The sequence below is a fragment of the Bradyrhizobium brasilense genome, from assembly GCF_029714345.1.
Lineage (GTDB): Bacteria > Pseudomonadota > Alphaproteobacteria > Rhizobiales > Xanthobacteraceae > Bradyrhizobium > Bradyrhizobium australafricanum.
Map to the genome: position 1 here is coordinate 6,103,284 of NZ_CP121669.1, position 18,243 is coordinate 6,121,526.

Annotated in this window: 17 protein-coding genes; 7 read left to right on the forward strand and 10 right to left on the reverse strand. The window is 65.5% G+C overall.

All coding sequences use genetic code 11. From position 1 onward, the window contains the following. Positions 1–21: 21 nt before the first annotated feature. The 4 genes from QA635_RS28620 to QA635_RS28635 form a co-directional block, all read right to left on the reverse strand. Positions 22–750: an ABC transporter ATP-binding protein gene (locus QA635_RS28620; protein WP_283071869.1), complete on the reverse strand. Its 729-nt coding sequence runs from the start codon at positions 748–750 to the stop codon at positions 22–24. Then, entirely contained in the window at positions 750–2,522 is a 1,773-nt protein-coding gene (locus tag QA635_RS28625) for a branched-chain amino acid ABC transporter ATP-binding protein/permease (RefSeq protein ID WP_283062822.1), read from the reverse strand. The genes QA635_RS28620 and QA635_RS28625 overlap by 1 nt, the downstream gene beginning before the upstream one ends. After that, positions 2,519–3,394, reverse strand: a complete 876-nt coding sequence (locus tag QA635_RS28630) for a branched-chain amino acid ABC transporter permease (protein WP_016841141.1) — start codon at positions 3,392–3,394, stop codon at positions 2,519–2,521. The genes QA635_RS28625 and QA635_RS28630 overlap by 4 nt, the downstream gene beginning before the upstream one ends. A 75-nt stretch (positions 3,395–3,469) precedes the next feature. Then, positions 3,470–4,615: an ABC transporter substrate-binding protein gene (locus QA635_RS28635; RefSeq protein WP_028331737.1), complete on the reverse strand. Its 1,146-nt coding sequence runs from the start codon at positions 4,613–4,615 to the stop codon at positions 3,470–3,472. A 289-nt stretch (positions 4,616–4,904) separates the two neighbouring features. Here QA635_RS28635 and QA635_RS28640 point away from each other — a divergent pair, with 289 nt between their 5' ends. Continuing rightward, a complete protein-coding gene (locus QA635_RS28640) occupies positions 4,905–5,900 on the forward strand; it encodes a GntR family transcriptional regulator (RefSeq protein WP_283062824.1) in 996 nt (331 codons plus the stop codon). Positions 5,901–5,925: 25 nt separating this feature from the next. On the opposite strand, the gene hpaR is transcribed toward QA635_RS28640, so the two are convergent. Then, complete coding sequence (gene hpaR, locus QA635_RS28645; protein ID WP_225163917.1) at positions 5,926–6,459, reverse strand: homoprotocatechuate degradation operon regulator HpaR; 534 nt, start codon at positions 6,457–6,459, stop codon at positions 5,926–5,928. Positions 6,460–6,569: 110 nt separating this feature from the next. On the opposite strand from hpaR, the gene hpaH reads away from it, so the two are divergent. From hpaH to QA635_RS28675, 6 genes are all read left to right on the forward strand, one after another. After that, complete coding sequence (hpaH, locus tag QA635_RS28650) at positions 6,570–7,376, forward strand: 2-oxo-hept-4-ene-1,7-dioate hydratase (RefSeq protein WP_283062827.1); 807 nt, start codon at positions 6,570–6,572, stop codon at positions 7,374–7,376. 21 nt (positions 7,377–7,397) lie between these two features. Then, the gene (locus tag QA635_RS28655) at positions 7,398–7,796 is read left to right on the forward strand and encodes a 5-carboxymethyl-2-hydroxymuconate Delta-isomerase (protein ID WP_283062829.1); all 399 of its coding nucleotides are present in this window, start codon (positions 7,398–7,400) and stop codon (positions 7,794–7,796) included. After that, on the forward strand, positions 7,789–9,333 hold the full coding sequence (gene hpaE, locus QA635_RS28660) for a 5-carboxymethyl-2-hydroxymuconate semialdehyde dehydrogenase (RefSeq protein ID WP_283062831.1): 1,545 nt from the start codon (positions 7,789–7,791) through the stop codon (positions 9,331–9,333). Before QA635_RS28655 ends, hpaE begins: the two co-directional genes overlap by 8 nt. Positions 9,334–9,440: 107 nt before the next feature. After that, a complete protein-coding gene (hpaD, locus tag QA635_RS28665; protein WP_283062833.1) occupies positions 9,441–10,424 on the forward strand; it encodes a 3,4-dihydroxyphenylacetate 2,3-dioxygenase in 984 nt (327 codons plus the stop codon). Between the two features lie 194 nt (positions 10,425–10,618). Further along, positions 10,619–11,491 carry a fumarylacetoacetate hydrolase family protein gene (locus tag QA635_RS28670; RefSeq protein ID WP_283062835.1) on the forward strand — a complete coding sequence of 291 codons (873 nt, stop codon included), beginning with the start codon at positions 10,619–10,621 and terminating at the stop codon, positions 11,489–11,491. A gap of 24 nt (positions 11,492–11,515) precedes the next feature. Continuing rightward, positions 11,516–13,144, forward strand: coding sequence for a thiamine pyrophosphate-dependent enzyme (locus QA635_RS28675; protein WP_283062837.1), 1,629 nt, complete (start codon positions 11,516–11,518; stop codon positions 13,142–13,144). 79 nt (positions 13,145–13,223) lie between these two features. On the opposite strand, the gene QA635_RS28680 is transcribed toward QA635_RS28675, so the two are convergent. From QA635_RS28680 to QA635_RS28700, 5 genes are all read right to left on the reverse strand, one after another. Continuing rightward, positions 13,224–14,438, reverse strand: a complete 1,215-nt coding sequence (locus tag QA635_RS28680; RefSeq protein WP_283062839.1) for an MFS transporter — start codon at positions 14,436–14,438, stop codon at positions 13,224–13,226. 26 nt (positions 14,439–14,464) lie between these two features. Next, on the reverse strand, positions 14,465–15,118 hold the full coding sequence (gene alkB, locus QA635_RS28685; protein WP_283062841.1) for a DNA oxidative demethylase AlkB: 654 nt from the start codon (positions 15,116–15,118) through the stop codon (positions 14,465–14,467). 13 nt (positions 15,119–15,131) lie between these two features. Beyond that, a complete protein-coding gene (locus QA635_RS28690) occupies positions 15,132–15,875 on the reverse strand; it encodes a 2OG-Fe(II) oxygenase (protein WP_283062843.1) in 744 nt (247 codons plus the stop codon). A 254-nt stretch (positions 15,876–16,129) separates the two neighbouring features. Next, positions 16,130–16,816: a DUF2848 domain-containing protein gene (locus QA635_RS28695; RefSeq protein ID WP_283062845.1), complete on the reverse strand. Its 687-nt coding sequence runs from the start codon at positions 16,814–16,816 to the stop codon at positions 16,130–16,132. Further along, positions 16,809–18,158, reverse strand: a complete 1,350-nt coding sequence (locus QA635_RS28700) for an amidase (protein WP_283062847.1) — start codon at positions 18,156–18,158, stop codon at positions 16,809–16,811. The genes QA635_RS28695 and QA635_RS28700 overlap by 8 nt, the downstream gene beginning before the upstream one ends. Positions 18,159–18,243 lie beyond the last annotated feature (85 nt).

Sequence of the window (18,243 nt, forward strand, 5' to 3'; positions counted from 1 at the left end):
TCAGTGAAGCACGGGACGTTGTCAGGCGTGGGTCTTGGCGTGGCCGCCGAGGTAGGCCGCGGCGATGGCCTCATTGCCCCACAATTCGTCGGGCTTGCCGCCCAGCACGATCCGTCCGGTTTCCAGGACGAAGCCGTGATCGGCGACCGAGAGTCCCATGCGCGCATTTTGCTCGACGAGCAAGACCGTGGTGTCCTTCCTGATCTGCGAAATGATGCGGAACACCGCCTGCACGATGACAGGCGCCAGCCCGAGCGACGGTTCGTCGAGCAGCAGCAGCCGCGGCTTGGCCATCAGGCCGCGCGCCACCGCGACCATCTGCAGCTGGCCGCCAGACAGCGTCCAGCCGAGCGCATTGGCGAAGGCGCGGATGTCCGGGAACAGATCGAACATCGCGTCGGCCTCGCGCGAGATCTGCGACGCCGGCACCTTCCGGTTCGATGCGCCGAGCATGATGTTCTCTTTCACGGTGAGGCCCGGAAACACGCGGCGGCCTTCCGGCACATGCGAGATGCCGAGCCGGACGATCGCTTCCGGCCCGAGGCCCGCGATCGAGTGGCCGTCGAACATAATATCGCCGGAGGCGGGCTTGGCGAGGCCTGAGATCGCGCGCAACGTGGTCGACTTGCCGGCGCCGTTGGCGCCGAGCAGCGTGACCACCTGGCCCTGCTCCACGGCGATAGTGACGCCGCGCAGCGCCTCGATCTCGCCGTAGCGGACCACGAGATTACGGATTTCGAGCAGCGGCATCATTCGCTCCCGAGATAGGCGGAGACGACGTCGGGATGGCGCAGCACCGCCATGGACTCGCCGTCCGCGATGCGGCGTCCGAAGTTCAGCACGGTGATGTGCTGGGCGGCTTCCGACACCAGCGTCATGTCGTGATCGATGATCAGGATGGTAAGGCCCTGGGCTGCGATGCGCTTGAGCAGCTCATGCAGCTCCAGCTTCTCGGTCGAGTTGAGGCCGGCGGCCGGCTCGTCGAGCAGCAGCAGCGTCGGGTTCGACGCCAGCGCCCGCGCGATCTCGATCAGGCGCTGGTGGCCGTAGGAGAAGCTCGAGATCAATTCGTTGGCGCGGTTGCCGAGCCCGACGAAGGTCAGCGCCTCCATCGCGCGCTCGGTCAGCGCGTCCTCGCCCTTCCCGATCATAGTGTTGCCGGGCCGCTCGGCGCCGATCTCGACATTCTCCAGCGCGGTCATCGAACGAAACAGGCGGATGTTCTGGAAGGTGCGTCCGAGACCCGCCGCCGTGCGCTGATGCGGCGCCATGTTGGTGATGTCGGTGCCGTCGAGCACGATCCTGCCCGCGGTCGCCTTGTAGAGCCCGGACAGCACGTTCAGCGTCGTGGTCTTGCCGGAGCCGTTGGGCCCGATCAGCGCATGCACGCTGCCGCGCTTCACTGCGATATCGACGCCGTCGACCGCCTTGAGGCCCCCGAAATGCTTCGAGAGTCCGGTCACCTCGAGCACGATGTCGCCGCCTGACGTCGCGGGCTTGAGCTGCAAGGCCGCCGCAGCCGGCGGCGCCTTGGTGTGCGCGCGCCACCGCGTGAACGCGTCCGACACAAAACCCCAGATACCGTCGGGCATGAAGCGGATGATCAGGATCACGAACAGGCCGTAGATCGCCAGATAAAGTCCCGGCACGCTCTTCAGGAAGCGCAGCCATTCCGGGATCAGGATCAAGAGGCCCGTGCCGATCACCGAGCCGATCGGCGAGGCCACGCCGCCGAGCAGCGACATGGTCAGGAACACGATCGATTCCGCGAACGAGAACTGGTCCGGGCTGACATAGGCGAAGCCGCCGGCGAACAGGCCACCGGCCAGACCGCCGAGCAACGCGCAGAGGCCGAACGCGTAGATCTTGGTGCGGAACACGTCGATGCCGTTGACGCCGGCCGCAAGCTCGTTGTCGCGCACCGCGCGCATGGCGCGGCCAAGCTTGGTGTCCGGTAGATGCCAGACCAGGTAACCGACGATCGCGAGCATCGCGACGCAGAAGGCCAGATAGCTCTGCGAGGACTGGAACAACTCCGGCCGGCGAATGTTGGCGACGCCGTCCGGCCCGTGGGTCACGCCGATGGCATTGATCATCACCAGCGTCACGATCTGCTGGAACGAGATCGTCACCATCGCAAGGTAGTGCCCGCCCAATCTGAGCGTCGACATGCCGAGGAACGCGCCGGCGATCAGCGTGATCGCGCAGGCGCCAACCAGGCAGAGCCAGAAGTTCATATGCAGATCCGCGGTCCCGAGCCCGACCGCATAGGCGCCGAAGCCGAAGAACGCGGCCTGCGCCAGGTTGATCTGGCCGCACAGGCCGAGCACCACCGACAGCCCGAACACCGCGATCGAGAAGGTCGTGGCCTGCAGCAGGATGTTGAGGATGTAACCGTCGAACCGCATGCCGGCGGCGAGCGCCACCAGCACCGCGGCGCCGATGAAATACGGCAGATGACGGATGATCAGCGGCTTCGACCGCACGGCCGGCGCGGGGATCATGTTGTCAGTGGCGCTCATGCTTTCTCCGCGACACGTTCGCCGAAGATGCCCTGCGGCCGGAACACCAGGAAAGCGATCAGCACCAGGAAGGCAAAGCCGTCCTTGTACGGCACTGAAATATAGGCGGCGCCGAACGTCTCGATGACGCCGAGCGCGAGGCCACCGACGATAGCGCCGGCAACGTCACCGAAGCCACCGATGATGGTCGCGGCAAACGCCTTCAGCGCAATCGTCGAGCCCATCTGGATCGAGACGAACAGCACCGGCGCCACAAGGATGCCGGCGAGACCGCCGAGCACGGCCGAATAGATGAAGGTGATCATGATCATGGTGGAAACGGAAATGCCGAGCAGCGAGGCCATTTCCTTATCCTGCGAAGTCGCCTGCAGCTTCTTGCCGAGCAGCGTCTTCTCGAAGAACCAAAAATTGAACAGCACCAGGAGGATCGTGACGCCGATGATCAGAAGATACTGGCTGTCGAGATAGACCGGGCCGAGCTGAATGCCGGGCGTATCGAACCAGCCCTGCAGCACCTGCGGCTGCGGACCATAGATCGCAAGCACCGAGTTCGACAGCAGGATCGAGGCGCCAATGGTGGCGATGATCACGGGCAGATAGGTACGATTGCGCAGCGGATAATAGACGCCGAGATTGAAGATGACGCCGAACAACGCCATGCCGGCGAGCGCGATCAGGAACGACAGCCAGTAAGGCCAGCCGAGATCGACCGAGAACACCACCATCAGATAGGCGGCGACCATCGAGAACTCGCCTTGCGCGAAGTTCACCACGTTGGTGGCACGGAAGATCAGCACGAAACCGAGCGCGACCAGCGCGTAGACCGCGCCGATGCCGATTCCGGTAAAAAGCAGTTGGAGGACGAGATCCATGACGAGCGCTCGATCTGAGAATTGTGTCGCGAACGAACGGCCTCTCCGAGGTGGCCCGGAGAGGCCGAACCGCTATCAATCGTTGAAGTCGATATGCTTGTCGTAGACGATCTTGCCCTTGTCGTTCTTCACGACGTTGTAGCCGTGCAGACCGTCGCCGTTCTTGTCGAAATTGTATTCACCCTCGGCCCCGGCGAATTTCTGCGTCGCGAGGATAGCGTCGCGGATCTTGTTCGGATCGGTCGAGCCGGCCTTGTTGATCGCCGCCGACAGGATGGTGATCGCATCGTACGGCCAGGCGCTCTGGTTGTCGGGCGCGGTCTTGTAGGCATCGCGATAGGCCTTGCCGAACGCCTTCGCCGCATCGCTCGAATCCTCGGCGAAGTCGGCGACGCCGTAGGTGTTGAACAGCGCGGGGCCGGCGAGCTTGGTCGAGGAGACCGCCACCACCGAGGGCGAGCCGACCCAGGGGATATTGACGCCGAGCTGGCGCAGCTGCCGGGCAAAGATGCCGAGATCGTTCTCGAAGGTGAAGTAGGTGCCGAGCACGTCAGCGCCGGACTGCTTCACGGCCAGCACGACCGGCGTGAAGTCCTGGCTCTGGTTGGCGTAACCCTGGTCGAGCACCGGCGGCGCGCCGAGCTTGGTCAGCGCTTCCGAGAGTGCCTTGCCGCCCGCGGTGCCGAAGGCGTCGGTCGAATGCACGATCGCCCATTTCTTCTTGCCGAGCGTGTTGACGCCGAAGTCGGCGATCACCCGGCCGGAATAATTGTCGTTCGGACGGAAGCGGAACAGCCAGGGATTGCCGGAATGGGTGAGGTCGGGATTGGTGCCGCCGATCATCACCGGCTTGCCGACCTTGATCACGTCGGGCGCCATCGCCTGCACCTGGGTCGAGCGGATCGAGCCGAGGAAGGCGACGATGTCGGATTGCGCGGCGAGCTTGGAGAATGCCAGCACGATGCCCGGATTGGTGGTCTGATCGTCCTCGATGACGAGCTCGACCTGCTTGCCGAGCACACCGCCGGCCTTGTTGACCGCGGCCAACGCCAGCTTGGCGCCATTCTGGGCCCACAGCCCCTGCTCCGCAGCGGGTCCGGTCACGGGCACGCACATGCCGATCTTGATCGTCGCACCCTGCGCCCAAGCGCTGCGCATCAGCGCGGGTGCAGCGAGACCTGCCGCCAAGCCAGCGGAAAACTCACGTCTCGTCAGTTTCATTCCATCCTCCCTGTGATGCGCCGAACTTGCTGTCGGCTGCGTTGAGACGAGCTGACGCGTCGATCTGTTGGCCCGTCCGCAGCCATCAAACGGCGCGACGAGCAAACGTGAGCACCGCTGCAGCGCACAAGCCGTGCAACGGCGACCATCAATCTGGCGTTTGACCCAGCTAAACATGATTGCACATTGCACGCAATAGTCAAAAGTTCGCTGGCAGAGGTGCGTAAATGCCTGCTACGAGCGACCATGACGCGATCACGTGATAGTGTGGCCAGCGGGCAGCCATTGCATGTCGATTCCACGAGCGAAATCGCAGACCAGACGAAAACAGCCGGCTTACGCGCTGATCAAGAGCGCATTGGCAAAGCACATCCGCGCTGGTGACGTGCCACCTGGCACAGTTCTTTCCGAATCGGCGATCGCGACCTTGTTCGGCTCCAGCCGCTCTCCGGTGCGGCAGGCTTTCGAACAGCTCGAGCATATCGGCCTGGTGCGGCGGTTCGACGGTCGCGGCGTCATCGCCGGCAAGCGCAAGGTCGACCCTCGGCGCGTCCCGATCACACCGGAAATGTTCGGGCTGACCGACGGCCCCGTCGATGCCGTGCGCAGCGACGCCTGGGATACGCTCTACTACAAGCTCGAACGTGAGATCATTTACCGGTCGCTGTTCGGACGCTTCCGCGTCAGCGAGCTCGCATTGGCGCGGCATTTCCGGGTGGGGCGCACGGTGGCGCGCAACCTGCTGCTGCGCGCGCAGGCGATCGGCATCCTCGAGAAGGGCGCCAAGGCGCACTGGTACGTGGTGCCGTTGGACGAGGACCGCCTCCGCGACATCTTCGAGGTGCGCGCAACGCTCGAGCCGCTGCTCCTCAAATCCGCGACGGCGACGATTCCTGCCGCCCTGCTCGACCGCATGGCGGAGCGGCTGCGCGAGGGAATCCAGCACCGCGACCGCGTCGGCGTCGGCGAACTCGATGAGATCGAAGGCGACCTCCATATCCGCTGCCTGGGTTACGGCGCCAATCGCGAGATGATCGAAGCGCTCAAGCGCACTCACTGCGCGTTCGTGATCGGCAAGCACATCCAGGTCGCCCTGACCGCGCCGCAGATCGATTCCTTCATGGACGAGCATCTGGTGATCATCGAGGCCTTGCGCGCGCGGGACGGCGACGCGGCGGCAGCCATCTTGCGCCGCCATATCGAATGGTCCCACTCGAAGGTTGCGGGCTGGATTGCCGAATTCCGCGTCATCAACGTGATTTCGCGCGTGCCCTACATGGCCTGAGCGCGAATGCCGCGCATGATCGCAGCTATTCGTCAGCCTCGATTTCGGCGTCATCGGCCGAGCCCATTCCGGCCAGGCTCGCTTCCAGCGCGCCCAGCATCTCCTGCAATTCGGCAAGCTTGCGCGCCCCGAAGCGCCGGGTGATCTCGGCATAGATCGTCTCCGACGTCGGCGCCACCGCCTCGATCAGCTTCAACCCCTTCGCGGAGATCGAGACCACCGCGCGCCGCGCGTCGTTCTCAGCCGCCTTGCGCTCGATCAACGCGCGGCCCTCGAGATCGCGCAGGATTCGCGACAGGCTCGGGCCGAGCAGAAACGCCATGCGGGCGAGCTCGGTGACCTCGATCTCGTCGACCGCGGTGAGCGCGCGCAGGATCCGCCATTGCTGCTCGGTCAGCCCGTGATTGCGCAGCGACGGACGGAATTGCCGCATCACTGCCTCGCGGGCGCGAAGCAGCGACATCGGCAGCGAGCGCGAGAACTCGCGCATCGGGGTTCGTCGCGCCGCCGCATCGTCGCCCTGCCCCGGCCGAATGTCGTTCGAATTTTTGCGCGCCATTACTTAATCCTGCGCAACGAAATTTTGCGTCGCAACATGCCTTGATTCAGCTTGCGGGAATTCACTTAACATGTTAATCATCTCCCGACATCCACTTTTGTGTAGCACGCATGGCCCTCTCCAAGGACGATATCCGCGCTGCCGCCGAACGGCTCGACGGCGCGGAAAAGACCCGCAAGCAAATCCGCCAGCTCTCGCTGGAATACCCCCGCATCACCCTCGAAGACGCCTACGCGATTCAGAAGGCCTGGGTCGAGATGAAGGTGGCGCAGGGCCGCGTCGTCAAGGGCCACAAGATCGGCCTGACCTCGAAGGCGATGCAGAGCGCGCTCAATATCGACGAGCCCGATTCCGGAATCCTACTCGACGACATGTTCTTCGCCGATGGCGGCCTGGTCCCGACCGACCGCTTCATCGCCACCCGCGTCGAGGCCGAGCTTGCCTTCGTGATGAAGCATCGCCTGGCCGGGCCGAACTGCACACTGTTCGATGTGCTCAACGCCACCGATTTCGTGGTACCGGCGCTGGAGATCCTGGATACCCGGGTCGAGCGCGTCGATCCCGAGACCAAGGCGACCCGCAAGATCTTCGACACCATCGCCGACAACGCCGCCAATGCCGGCATCGTGCTCGGCGGGCGGCCGATCCGCCCGCTGGACGCCGACCTGCGCTGGATCGGCGCGCTGTGCTTCCGAAATGGCCAGCTCGAGGAAACCGGTCTGGCTGCCGGCGTGTTGAATCATCCGGCGACCGCGGTGGCGTGGCTCGCCAACAAGATCGCGCCGAACGGGCTGGCGCTGGAAGCCGGCCAGGTCGTACTGGCGGGCTCCTTCATCCGTCCGATCGAGACCCGCAAGGGCGACACCATCCAGGCCGACTACGGACCGTACGGTTCCGTAAGCTGCTACTTCGCCTGACGCCTTCAGCAGGAGCGCTGCATGCCGCATTTCACGCTTGAATACTCCGCCAATCTCGACGATCTCGTCGACATGAGCGCGACGGTCGAACTGGTCCGCAAGGCCGCGGTCGAGACCGGCATCTTCCCGCTCGGCGGCATCCGCGTCCGTGCCGTCAGATGCGAGCACTATGCGATCGCCGACGGCCGCAAGAATTACGGCTTCCTCGACATGGTGCTGCGGCTCGGCGAAGGCCGCGATCTCGCCACCCGCAAGAAGGCCGGCGAGCACATCTTCAAGGCGCTATCGGCTCATCTCGATCCGGTCTTCGCCAACAGCAAATTCGCGTTGTCGTTCGACATGCAGATCAACGACAAGGAAACCAGCTGGAAACGCAACAACATCCACGACGCACTGAAGGTGGAGACGGTCAATGGATAAAGCGACAGCGAAATCGCCAGCCGACGTGTTCCAGGCCAACCGCGATCGCGCCGGCCCGCTGCTTGCAAGCTTGAAAGCCGAAGGCATCGGTCATGTGATCGACGGCAAGATCGTGCCGGCGGCCTCCGGCCAGACCTTCGAGACGAGATCGCCGATCGACGGCACGGTGCTGGCGACGGTCGCACGCGGCAATGCCGAGGATATCGACCGTGCCGCGACCGCGGCGTCCAAGGCCTTCAAGACCTGGCGCGACATGCCGGCGGCGCAGCGGCGCAAACTGCTGCATCGCGTCGCCGATGCGATCGAGGCACGCGCCGACGACATCGCCGTGCTCGAATGCATCGACACCGGCCAGGCGCACCGCTTCATGGCCAAGGCGGCGATCCGCGCCGCGGAGAATTTCCGCTTCTTCGCCGACAAATGCGCGGAGGCCCGCGACGGCCTCAACACGCCCTCGGACGAGCACTGGAACATCTCGACCCGCGTGCCGATCGGCCCGGTCGGCGTGATCACGCCGTGGAACACGCCGTTCATGCTCTCGACATGGAAGATCGCGCCGGCGCTCGCGGCCGGCTGCACCGTGGTGCACAAGCCGGCGGAATGGTCGCCGGTCACCGCCGATCTGCTGGTCAAACTCGCAAAACAGGCCGGCATCCCCGACGGCGTGCTCAACACCGTGCATGGGTTCGGCGAGGAGGCCGGCAAGGCGTTGACCGAGCACCCCGCCATCAAGGCGATCGGCTTCGTCGGCGAGAGCGCGACGGGCTCGGCGATCATGGCGCAGGGCGCGCCGACCTTGAAGCGGGTGCATTTCGAGCTCGGCGGCAAGAATCCGGTGATCGTATTCGATGATGCCGATCTCGACCGCGCGCTCGATGCCGTCGTGTTCATGATCTACTCGCTCAACGGCGAGCGCTGCACGTCGTCGAGCCGGCTGCTGGTTCAGGAGAGCGTCGCCAGCAAGTTCATCGAGAAGCTGACCGCGCGCGTAAAGGCGCTCAAGGTCGGCCACCCCCTCGATCCCTCCACCGAGATCGGGCCGCTGATCCATGAGCGGCATCTCGCCAAGGTGTGCAGCTATTTCGACGTCGCCAAGAACGACGGCGCCACGATCGCGGTCGGCGGCAAGCCGCATGACGGTCCCGGCGGCGGCCACTATGTGCAGCCGACGCTGGTGACCGGCGCGAACGCCAAGATGCGGGTCGCGCAGGAGGAGGTGTTCGGCCCGTTCCTGACCGTGATCCCGTTCAAGGACGAGCGAGAGGCGATCGAGATCGCCAACGGCGTGCAGTACGGCCTGACCGGCTATGTCTGGACCGGCGACATGGGCCGCGCGCTGCGCGTGGCGGATGCGCTGGAAGCCGGCATGATCTGGCTCAATTCGGAGAACGTCCGCCATCTGCCGACCCCGTTCGGCGGCATGAAGTCGTCCGGCATCGGCCGCGACGGCGGCGACTACTCGTTCGACTTCTACATGGAAACCAAGCACGTCTCGCTCGCCCGCGGGACGCACAAGATTCAGAAACTGGGAATTTAGCCAGCCGTCGTTCCGGGGCGATGCGCAGCATCGAACCCGGAACCTCGAGATTCCGGGTTCTCGCTTCGCGAGCCCCGGAATGACGATAGAATTGAGGGGAAACACCGATGCCCGTTCCAACGCACGTTTTCGATCCGCCGTTCAACATCATCCGCTGCAGTCACGCCGTGCTCGACGTCACGGATCTCGACAAGAGCGCCACCTTCTACGAGAAGACGGTCGGCCTCCACATCGAGGACCGCGACGACAAGTCGGTGTATCTGCGCGCCAGCGAGGAGCACCAGCATCACTCGGTGGTGCTGCGCAAGGCAGCGAAGGCGGCCTGCAACCGGCTCGGCTTCAAGGTCGGCAATGACGGCGACCTCGACAAGGCCGCTGCCTTCTTCTCCGAAAACGGCATCGCCTACGCCTTCATCGACCAGCCGTTCCAGGGCCGCACGCTGCAATTCACCGATCCGTACGGCTTCCAGATCGAGCTGTACGCCACGATGGAGAAGCGCCCGCATTTGCTGCGCCGCTACGATCTCTACAAGGGCTGCCATCCGCAGCGGCTCGACCATTTCAACGTATTCGCCGCCGAGGTGCAGGACACAGTCGATTTCTACGCCCGGCTCGGCTTCCGCCTCACCGAATATGCCGAGGAGGACGGCGACAACGGCCGCATCGCAGCCGCCTGGATGCACCGCAAGGGCAACGTCCACGACTTCGCGATCACCAATGGCCGTGGCCCGCGCCTGCACCACATCGCCTACTGGGTGCCGACCGCGATGAACATCGTGCATCTCTGCGACGTGATGGCCTCCTCCGGCTATCTCAAGAACATCGAGCGCGGCCCTGGCCGGCACGGCATCTCCAACGCCTTCTTCCTCTACATTCGCGATCCCGACGGCCACCGCATCGAGCTCTACACCAGCGACTATTTCACCGGCGATCACGACCATGAGCCGCTGCGCTGGTCGCTGCGCGATCCGCGCCGCCAGACGCTGTGGGGCGCGCCAGCGCCGCGCTCCTGGTTCGAGGAAGGCTCGACTTTCGCCGGCCAGGCGGTGCGCGAGCCGCGTTTCGTCGCCGACGTGCTGGTCGCGGACTAGTGAACAGGACTCCATCCCCTCGTCGTCCCGGCCGAGTGCGCGATTGCGCATGGAGCCGGGACCCATAACCACCGAATAGGGTTGCCGAAAGAATGTCTGGCCGCGTACCCATTCCGATGGCCGCGGCGTATGGGTCCCGGCCCCCGTGCGCAACTGCGCACTAGGCCGGGACGACACCAATGAATGGATTTCCGATGTCAGCCCCTCGCCTCGCCACCTATTCCTTCAACGGCGCCACCAGCTATGGCGTCGTCACCGACACCGGCATCGTCGACCTCTCGTCGCGCTTCGCCAAGAACTATCCGACGCTGCGCGAGGCGATCGCCGCCGGCGCGCTGACCAGGCTCGTGGAGGACGCCGCCAGGCGCGCCCCCGACCACGCGCTCGACGCAGTCGCGTGGCAGCCGCCGATCCCGGCGCCGGAAAAAATCATCTGCATCGGCGTCAACTACCCGGACCGCAACGCCGAATACAAGGACGGCTCGGACGCACCGAAATACCCGAGCATGTTCCTGCGGGTGCCACGTTCCTTTGTCGGCCACAACGCGCCGGTGGTGCGGCCGCGCATCTCGCCGCAGCTCGACTATGAGGGCGAGCTGGTGCTGGTGATCGGCAAGGCCGGCCGGCACATTGCGGAGAGCGCCGCGCTCGATCACATCGCCGCGATCACGCTTTGCAATGAAGGCACCATCCGCGACTGGGTGCGCCACGCCAAGTTCAACGTCACCCAGGGCAAGAACTTCGATTCCACCGGCAGCCTCGGCCCGTGGATCGTGCCCTACACCGGTGAAGCGCAGATCGCCGATATCCGTCTGACCACGCGGGTGAACGGCGAGACCCGCCAGGACGACCGCACCTCGCGCTTGATCTTCGGCTTCCGCTACCTCATCAACTACATCTCGACCTTCACGACGCTGGTTCCCGGCGACATCATCGTCACGGGCACCCCGACCGGCGCAGGCGCGCGGTTCGATCCGCCGCGCTATCTGAAGCCCGGCGATGTCGTCGAGGTCGAGGCCGAAGGCGTCGGCATCCTGCGCAACAACGTCGTCGACGAAGCCACCTAACCTCACCAGCAAGTGGACAGTGCCATGACCTCAACATCCGGCGGCGAAGCGATCGTCAACGGCCTCGTCGCCCACGGCGTCGACACTGTGTTCGGCTTGCCCGGCGCGCAGATCTATGGCCTGTTCGATGCCTTCCACCAGGCCCAGCTCAAGGTGATCGGCGCCCGGCACGAGCAGGCCTGCGGCTACATGGCGTTTGGCTATGCGCGCTCCAGCGGCAAGCCCGGCGTGTTCAGCGTGGTGCCCGGCCCCGGCGTGCTCAACGCCTCGGCGGCGCTACTCACCGCATTCGGCTGCAACGAGCCGGTGCTGTGTCTGACTGGTCAGGTGCCGACGCAATTTCTCGGCAAGGGCCGCGGCCATCTGCACGAGATGCCGGACCAGCTCGCGACGCTGCGCACCTTCGTGAAATGGGCCGACCGGATCGAATACCCTGATAACGCGCCCGCGCTGGTGTCGCGCGCGTTCCAGGAGATGCTGTCGGGCCGGCGCGGCCCGGCTTCGCTGGAGATGCCGTGGGATGTGTTCACCCAGCGCACCCAGGTCGCGCCCGTCAAGCCGTTCGATCCGTTGCCGGCGCCGCAGCCCGATTCGGACCGTATCAAGGCAGCTGCCGACCTGATCGCCGGCAGCAAGGCGCCGATGATCTTCGTCGGCAGCGGCGCCATCGAGGCGCGCGAGGAGATCCTCGAATTGGCCGAGATGATCGACGCACCGGTCGTCGCATTCCGCAGCGGCCGCGGCATCGTCTCCAACGCGCATGAACTCGGGCTCACCATGGCTTCGGCCTACAAGCTCTGGCCGAAGACCGATCTGATGATCGGCATCGGCACGCGCCTCGAGCTGCCGACGATGTCGCGCTGGCCCTACCAGCCGGCCGGACTGAAATGCGTGCGCATCGACATCGATCCGGTCGAGCTGCGGCGCTGGCCGGCCGATGCTGGCGTGATCGCGGACGCCAAGGCCGGCACCGCCGATCTCGTCGCGGCCGTGCGCAAGGTGGGTTACCGCAAGACCTCCGGCCGCCGCGCCGCGATCCGCGAGGCGACGGCCGCGACCGAGCAGGAGATCCAGCGCATCCAGCCGCAGATGGCCTATCTGAAGATCCTGCGCGAGGTGCTGCCGGCGAGCGCCATCGTCACCGACGAGCTGTCGCAGGTCGGTTTCGCCTCCTGGTACGGCTTTCCGATCTACGAGCCGCGGACCTTCGTCACCTCGGGCTATCAGGGCACGCTCGGCTCGGGTTTCCCGACCGCGCTCGGCGCCAAGGTCGCCAACCCGGACAAGCCGGTGGTCGCGATCACCGGCGACGGCGGCTTCATGTTCGGCGTGCAGGAGCTTGCCACCGCCGTGCAGTTCAAGATCGGCGTGGTGACGCTGGTGTTCAACAACAACGCCTATGGCAATGTCCGTCGCGACCAGCGCGAACGCTTCGACGGCCGCGTCGTCGCCTCCGACCTGGTGAATCCGGATTTCGTGAAGCTTGCAGAATCCTTCGGTGTCGGCGCCGCGCGGGTCACCTCGCCGGATCACTTCCGCCCCGTGCTGGAGAAGGCGCTGGCCGACGGCGGGCCTTACGTGATCTCGGTGGAAGTGCCGACGGATTCGGAAGTCTCGCCCTGGGCGTTCATCCATCCGGCGCGCAACAGTTAGCCGTCATTCCGGGGCGATGCGCAGCATCGAACCCGGAATCTCGAGATTCCGGGTTCGTTTCGCCCCCGGAATGACAACGCTAAGCGCTCTTCACCCCGCGTTGCAGCCGTGACGCGGCAATCACGAGCAGGCCGGCGCCGGCGACCGACCAGCAGGCGACCGGCGCCCAGTGCACCAGCGGCGCATAGTCCGGCATCTTCTGCAGGCCGCCGGCGACGGCCGCCATCCGCGCAAAGGTCGCAAGCGCCAGCGCCGAGAACACGAGGCCGGTGACCTTGCCTTCCGCGCCGGTCTTCCCGATCGCGAGCGCCGCGGACACCGCGCTCATCAGCATGCAACCCCAAGCGGCCCCCGCCATGAATTGCGCCACGATCAGGACGTTGAGACTGCCGGCGATCTCGGCGGCGATGATCGCAAAGGCGCCGAGCAGTCCCGCCGCGCCCATCACGATCAGGCCGCCGCGATGCTTGACGACGATGCTTGCCGGAAACATCGCGATGTTGAAGCCGATCCAGAATACCGGCATCAGCCATTGCAGCTCGTCCGCCTTGGCAAAGCGCAAATAGAACGGCGCGCTGTTGATGTTGAAGTGCAGCTGGTAGCCGAGCGACAGCAGCACCATCGATCCGATCAGGAACATCGGCACCGCCCCGAGCCGCTTCGACGGGGGCGCCAGCCGCGCCGGCTGCGCCTCCGCCGCGATGCGGCGCTCGACGCCTGAGAAGGCCAGCGCGGTCAGCAGCAGCACGACGCCCGACAGCACGAACGGCAGCCGAGCATCGTGGTTACGCAGTATGACGCCAAGATAGGGCGAGACCGCACCCGCAATGCCGTAACCCAGCATCGCCAGCGCCGCGAGGAACGGGACCGAGGGTTGCGCGCGATATTTGCCGAGCAGCGTCAGCGGCGGCGCGCGGAGCGCCGACGACGTCACGGCCCAGATCACGATCAGCACGATCAGCCAGACCTTTGCACCCGGCCCCGTGCCGGCCACGTAAGGCAGCGCGACGAAGGCGGCGCAGGAGATCGCGGCAAGGATACCGACAAACAAGCCAAGGCGGCCGACCAGGCTCGAAATCCTGTCGGCGGCCATGCCCATCGCCGTGTCGGTGATGGTGAAGATGCCCTGATCCATCATCAGGATCAGGATCACGGTCGACGGCGCGATGCCGACATCGGCGCACAGCTTCGGCAGATAGATCAGATAGGTGGTCCAGCCCAGCGTGAAGACGAGCTGCAGCACGGCGAGATAGACGCCGGTGCGGTTGACGGCGCGGTCGGCCTTGGTGGTCATCCGCCAAGTCTAGACCACCCGGCGCTTCAGCGCACCTTGCGGAAGGTCAAATTGATGCGCTGGCGGCCGAGCACGCCGTGTTCGCCATCGGCGAGCGGTGCCACGCCGTGATAAAATAGCCGTGACGGGCCGCCCCACACCGCAACGTCGCCATGTTCGAGTCGATAGCGGCGCGGCGTGTCGCTGCGCTGCAGGCCGCCGAACAGGAAGATCGCCGGCAGCCCGAGCGAGATCGACACGATCGGTGCGCGGTAGTCGAGCTCGTCCTTGTCCTGATGCAGCGACAGTTTTGCGCCGGGGACGTAGCGATTGATCAGGCAGGCCTCAGGCGCGAAGCCGTTGAAGCCGGCCTCATCAGCGGCGTCGGCGGCGAGCCTGCGCAACACCTCCGGCATTTCAGGCCAGGGCTGCCCCGAGTCGGGATCGATCGCATCATAGCGATAGCCGCCGGGATCGGAGACCCAGCCGACGCTGCCGCAATTCGTCATCGCCACCGACATGCGGTGGCCGCCCGGCGTGATCAGATGCCGGAACGGCGCCTGCTTGACGATGGCGCGCAAGGCCGGGATCAGCTCGGCCTCGAACGGCCGGACAAAGCCGCGCAGCAGCACCGCGCCATCCGCGATCGTCTCGCGCGACGGCCGTGCATCGCCAATTGTCTCGAACAGATCAGCGCCCACGCCTCTCTCACACTCACTTCGCGTCGTGGAAGATCACACCAACGGTGTGGCGATGGCCGGAGCGAATCCTGCTGACGCCGTGGCGCAGATTGACACGATACGGTCCGCGCGTCCCCTGTACCGGACGGTGATGCACGGCAAAGGCCACCGCATCGCCCTTGGTGAGCGGCACCACCTCGGGCCGCGACTGCATCCGCGGCCGCTGCTCGGTCAGCACGAATTCGCCACCCGTAAAATCGCGCCCGGGCTGCGACAGCAGGATCGCGACCTGGATCGGAAACACGTGCTCGCCATAGAGATCCTGGTGCAGGCAGTTGTAGTCGCCCTCGCCATATTGCAGCAGCAGCGGCGTCGGTCGCGTCTGTCCGGCGTCATGGCAGCGCTTCAGGAACGCCGCATGCGACGGAGGATATCGGATATCGATCCCCATCGTCTCGTTCCAGCGATTGGCGGTCGCGGTCAGCCGCGCATAGAGCGCCGGCCGCAGCTCCGCGATCAAATCCGGCAGCGGATAGGAGAAATACTTGTACTCACCGCGGCCGAAGCCGTGACGGCCCATCACGATCCGGCTACGGAACTGGCTGTCGTCGGGATACAGCGCCGCGATGGCATCGCATTCCTCAGGCGTCAGCAGATTATTGAGGACGGCGCATCCTTGCTCGTCGAGGTCGGTCTTGATCTGGTCCCAGTCGAGCCCGTCGACGCGGGCCGGGATGCCGGTGGATGGGCGGGTGATGGTTTTGGCTGTTGCTGTCATGGGACGGAATCTGGCCCCTGATTGCGGCCAGCGCCACACGATTTCCGATCGAAAAGATGCAGAGAACGTCACCACAATTACGGTGTCGTCCCGGCGAAAGCCGGGACCCATAGCCACCGTCGTCAGTTGTTGAGATCGCTGGGGCCACAGCGTGCCAACCACAACACTCTGTGGTTATGGGTCCCGGCTTTCGCCGGGACGACGCACGTGGAGAAAGCGTCGGTCATCTCCTCACAACAACGCGCGGCGAGCGATCAGCCCCTTACCGGCAGCGTGATCACGTCGTACCCGTGGCTAATCTTCCGCTTCAGCACCGGGTCTTCCAGCTCGAACTCGAACCGGCTGGCCGGGCGGATGCCGCCCTTGGCGGCGAAGGTGCCGCCGAACATGGCGCAGCCGTCCGGCAGCGCGCCCTGGTCGAAGCCGCGCGCGATCAGCTCCTTCACCGGCAGCATGTGATCGAGCGTGCCTTCCTGGTAGAGCACGCGCTGGCCGCCGATCACGGCCCAGGAGCGCAGCACCAGCTGGTCCCAGTGACCGATGACGTCCTCGAGTTCCCACAGCTCCGACGCCATCGGCTTGTCGCACATCTGCTTCGACACCGTGACGCTGTAGCTCTCGACCTTGCGGTCGGTGTGGTCGGAGCCGCAGCCGACGAAGATGCGGCCCTGCCAGCCGATCAGCACGAACTCGACCTCGCCGCTCGAATCCTCGCCGCAGACCTCGATGGCATCGGCGAAGGTGAGCCGGCGCGCCGAGCAGCGGTAGTAGATCGGCGTGGTCGCGGGCCGTGCGATGCCGAGTGCCTCGAGCTCGGCGATATGCTTGTCGCGCGCCACCGGATCGCGGCCGGTCCAGCCGGCGATCACGGCCTGCCTGATTTCCAGCGTCAGCGGAGTGGCGACGCCCTTGTCGTCGACATTGAAGGTGAGATCAAACACGGATCACGGTCTCCATTCCGGCAGCGAGCTCGAAAATGCGCCGATCCGAACCGCCCGCGGCGGCGAGCATCAGGCCGACCGGTGCCTCGCCCTCGCGATGCGCGGGCAGCGAGATCGCGCAGCCGTCGAGCACATTGATCAGCGTGCAATTGCGCAGCGCGCGCAAATTCTCGGTGGCGAACGCCTTGTCGTCGGTGAGGCTGGCGATCGTAGGCGGCAGGTTCGCCGTGGTCGGCAGCACCATCGCATCATAGGGCACGATCCGCTTCTCGGTACGGGCGATGAAGGAGCGGCGTGCGTTGAGCAGATCGATATAGTCGGCGGCCGGAAAGCCCTCGCCGCGCTGGATGCGCACGGCGACGCGCGGATCGTAGATGTCGCCCTTGCTGGCCAGCAGGAAGCGATGCCAGGCATAGCTTTCGGCGGCGGCAAAGCCGCCCTTGGCGTTCATGACGCCGACATCGAGCAATTCGGGCACCTCGATCCGCTCGATCAAGGCGCCTGCGCGCGACAACGCCGCGAGCGCGCGCTCGAAGGTTTTCGCGACGGCCTCGTCGAGGTCGTCGAGAGCGACCGTGGTCGGCACCGCGAACCGCATGCCTTTCACCGGGCGCGGTGAGACCGGCGTCACTGGCTGATCCGCCAGCACCGCGTCGAGCGCGGCGCAGCAGGCCACCGAATTGGCCAGCGGGCCGTAGCTGTCGAGCGTGAACGACAGCGGCACGCCGCCATCGAGCGGAATCCGACGTTGCGTCGGCTTGTAGCCGACGATGCCGTTGAAGGCGGCGGGGATTCGGCAGGAGCCGCCGGTGTCGGTGCCGAGCGCGCCGAACGCCATGCCGTCGGCGATCGAGACCGCCGCCCCCGAGGACGAGCCACCCGGCACGTGGCCGGCGCTCCGGTTCCAGGCGCTCTTCGGCGTGCCGTAATGCGGATTGATGCCGATGCCGGAATAGGCGAACTCCGTCATATTGGTGCGGCCGATCACGATGAAGCCGGCGCGCTTGAGCCGCGCCACGACAGGTGCATCGGCATCCGCCGGCGCCGAATCCTCCAGCGCGCGCGAGCCCGCCCGCGTCACCTGCCCCTTGATGTCGAACAGGTCCTTGATCGAGACTGGAATGCCGGCAAAGGGCGACGGCGCGGCGTTGGCCTTGCGCAGCCGGTCCATGGCGTCGGCGGCCTCGAGCGCGGCGTCGCGGTCGACATGGATGAAAGTGCGTTGGCCCTCGCCTGAGGGATCAGCGATTTTGGCGATGCACTGCTCGACGAGCTTGCGGGCAGAGGTCGTGCCGCTGGCGAGATCGGCGGCAAGGGAGGCGAGTGTCGGATTCTTGGGCATGGCTTTCACTTCACGGCTTGCACTTCATGGCTTGCAGCTGATTGTCGCCCGAACCGGGGCCGATTTCCAGCCCGCCGGCCCCTCA